Raw genomic sequence first — 2773 nt, 5'->3', positions numbered from 1 at the left:
ACAGGTCGAACCGGCGTTTGTAAAACCCGATGTGTCCGCTGTGCCCAAGTGCACGTTAAACCGATAAGGAACAAACGCGCGAATAGCCCATTATGGCCAGAGCTTGTGCTCAAATAACAGACCGGATATACGTGTGCAGTCGTCCCTAATCCTGACGTAGTAAAGTGCTTGCAAAACGGGAGGAGTCCATATACGGACACACAATCAAAATAACCTGAAAATAGAGAGTGTGTCGAAAATGGATCTAGAAAAACAAAAAATAAAAACATATAGCGCCGAATTTAGAGAATCCTTCGCGAAGCTGGCGATAGGTTCTGATAAACCGATTACCCAGAAAGCCAAGGATTTAGGCGTTAATCCCAATACGCTCCATGCCTGGATTAATAAATTAGCCATCCCAAAGAGCTCAACAACACCGTGCGAACCGATGAGCAACTCTACGAAGAATTGAAGCGGCTGAAGAAGGAAAACGCCCGATTAATAGAGGAGCGTGACCTGTTAAAAAAAGCAGCGGCGTACTTTGCCAAGGTGCAACGGTCGACTGCATGGATGCAGGAGGTAGAGCAACGCAGGAGCGGTTGCCAAGAAGTACGCCTGGATCAAACAACATGAGAGCAAATTTTCGGTTAAATCGATGTGCCGGTTCATGAGCGTTTCTCGTAGTGCTTACTATGCTTGGTTGGAGCGTCCTCAGACAGCCATTGAAAAAGACGATGCCGGATCATAAAAACCCTGTTCAAAAAGAGTCGGAAAAACTATGGTACGCGTCGCCTCAAGGAAGCCTTAATCAACCGGGATCGGCAAGTCGACGTCGTATCGGCGGTTAATGGATGTTGCGGGTTTGGCCTGTAAAACCAAGCGCAAATTCAAAGCGACCACGAATTCCAAGCATAACTTACCTATTGCGCCCAATCACTTGAATCGGCAATTCACGGCGGCGCAACCCAACCAGACCTATGTCGGCGACATCACCTATATTCATCGCAGGAAGGCTGGCTGTATTTGGCTGTGGTGATTGATCTCTATTCCCGGCAAGTGGTGGGTGGTCAATGGCCGAGCATATGCGAGCCAAACGGGTGAACGATGCGTTAATGATGGCGGTTTGGAAGCGCAAGCCTGATAAGGGGCTGCTATGGCATACCGATCGAGGCAGTCAATATGCATAGGAAAGTCATAGGACATTGTTAAATCAGCATAGCATCCGGCAGAGTATGAGTCGCAAAGGGAGCTGTTGGGACAACTCAGTCTCGGAAAGCTTCTTTCATGCTTTGAGAACAGAACTGGTTCATCATCAGCGCTATCAAACCAGAGCTGAGGCTAAGCAGGATATATTTGAATATATCGAAGTATTTTACAACCGTGAGCGACTCCATTCCGCCAATGGCTATATGTCGCCTGTAGACTATGAATTGCAGCAAAAAGCTGCTTAACCATGTGTCCGGAAAAGTGTTGACACATCACCTCCTCGGTATAGTTTGAAAGCCGGACAATTTATTGGCTACAAGGGCGGACAGTTTATTTGTTCCTGACAAAAAATATAAATTGAGTTGCGAATTTTTAATGAATTACGTATCATATAAAGTTCTCTAATCAAAGTATGTACCCGTTGTGGGGTAATGTGAAAGTGATATGAAACCAGAAATTCATCCAGAATATAAACAAATTATTGTAACTTGCGGTTGCGGTAATAAATTTGAGACCGGTTCTGTATTGGGTAAGGATTTGCAGGTTGAGGTTTGTTCTTCATGCCATCCTTTTTATACAGGAAAGCAACGCGTCGTTGATACGGCGGGCCGCGTTGATAAATTCCGTAAAAAATACGGCAAATAAATCTTTGCTGGTTTCGTTTGAGGCATTGATTTTTGTGAGGACACAAAAAACGTTAATGATGCCGAAAATATGTTAAATATAAAGATTGGTGTTGTTTAAGTGCGTCACGTATGCATGGGTGGCAAAAAACACTTAATTATTTTTTAAATTACGCAATCAATAAAACAAAAAGCCAGGACAATAATGTTGTCCTGGCTTTTTTTATGGATGATAGTAGGTAATTGTTGGGTTTGGTCAGATAAAAAATCTTTATTAGCTGCTAAGGCTTTTTTAATTAATTAGCTTGACTAATTAAAGGGGGGGCTTGATCAATATGGAGAATGGTCTTAAATGGAATCTAAGCCAGACAATCCTTCAATAGTCCAATTGGAAAAATCGAGAGAACCCTCTTCGTTGTCACCGTTTTTGTAAGTAATGCGACAAACATATTTTTTGGTAATTGTGTTTGCAGTAGTGCTAGTGATATCAATTTCCCCGTTAATGATATATTGATAATTACCTAGACTCCAGGCATTAAGAGGCTTTTCGGGGAAGCTAATAGATACATCGGGCCCTAGTTTAGATTTAATGTGGTTGTTGCAATGCATATAAGCTAGACCGGTTAATGGTGTGGAAATGGGTGTTTGGCCGCCTTGGTCTTTGCTGTCTATAAGAAATAAATCTGATGAAACAACTTTAAGAACGAAAGGTAAAACGACCTCTTTTTGAATCAAAAGTAGAGTTGCTAGGGCGACGATAAAAATTATAAGGGAGTATTTTTTCATGTATTTTTAGATAATTAAGTTAAATAATTAACTCTAATTTTAACAGGAATCAATATCTTAAGTGTAGAGAAATTTAACAGGTAAAGTCTGGGTTTAAAAAAAATTAATAGGTGTTTGTTTTTGACTTGACAAGGCTAATTGAACTGGTAGACTGACGGCTCACTAAATTGACTTGGTGT

General features: G+C 41.6%; 2 protein-coding genes and 1 pseudogene. 2 read left to right on the top strand and 1 reads right to left on the bottom strand.

Annotated features, from left to right (window positions below; all coding sequences use genetic code 11):
- The first annotated feature begins 238 nt into the window (after positions 1-238).
- Both EPO18_RS20775 and rpmE read left to right on the top strand, forming a co-directional pair.
- Positions 239-1430 (top strand): annotated as a pseudogene (locus tag EPO18_RS20775) (IS3 family transposase).
- A gap of 199 nt (positions 1431-1629) precedes the next feature.
- Positions 1630-1830: a 50S ribosomal protein L31 gene (rpmE, locus tag EPO18_RS00280; protein WP_127027949.1), complete on the top strand. Its 201-nt coding sequence runs from the start codon at positions 1630-1632 to the stop codon at positions 1828-1830.
- Positions 1831-2156: 326 nt separating this feature from the next.
- On the opposite strand, the gene EPO18_RS00275 is transcribed toward rpmE, so the two are convergent.
- A complete protein-coding gene (locus EPO18_RS00275; protein WP_292428890.1) occupies positions 2157-2594 on the bottom strand; it encodes a hypothetical protein in 438 nt (145 codons plus the stop codon).
- Positions 2595-2773: the final 179 nt, after the last annotated feature.

The organism is Methylobacter sp. (assembly GCF_004322395.1).
GTDB lineage: Bacteria > Pseudomonadota > Gammaproteobacteria > Methylococcales > Methylomonadaceae > Methylobacter_A.
Note: the sequence above shows the minus strand (reverse complement) of the source record. Positions and strands in the feature narration are given on the sequence as shown.

Coding starts and splice junctions, on each gene's coding strand:
- rpmE (WP_127027949.1), top strand. CDS start 1,630: ATGAAACCAGAAATTCATCCAGAATATAAACAAATTATTGTAACTTGC.
- EPO18_RS00275 (WP_292428890.1), bottom strand. CDS start 2,594: ATGAAAAAATACTCCCTTATAATTTTTATCGTCGCCCTAGCAACTCTA.